We start from the raw sequence: 227 nt of genomic DNA, 5'->3' as shown, positions 1-227 counted from the left end.
CACAGGCGATCGCAGGCCGAACCGGGCCTCGCAAAGCGAAAGTCGCCCTGGCCAGGAAGCTGGCGGTAACATTGCACGCAATGTGGCGTACCAACACGACCTTCCGGGAGGCGGCCATGGCCTGATCCAAATCCGAAGCAATACGCTGAACTCAAGCGCGACAGAACGCGTCCCGCTGGGACGCTTAGCGAGGGTGAGATCGTTCCCGCGAGTGCGGCACGGCCCGC

1 pseudogene is annotated in these 227 nt (G+C 64.3%); it reads left to right on the top strand.

Annotated elements, in window-relative coordinates:
- Nucleotides 1–125 (top strand): annotated as a pseudogene (locus SxD43FB_RS26280) (IS110 family transposase); the annotation flags it as partial.
- Between the last annotated feature and the right edge of the window lie 102 nt (nt 126–227).

The sequence above is a fragment of the Sphingobium sp. D43FB genome (genome assembly GCF_002312805.1).
Classification (GTDB): Bacteria; Pseudomonadota; Alphaproteobacteria; order Sphingomonadales; family Sphingomonadaceae; genus Sphingobium.
Note: the sequence above shows the minus strand (reverse complement) of the source record. Positions and strands in the feature narration are given on the sequence as shown.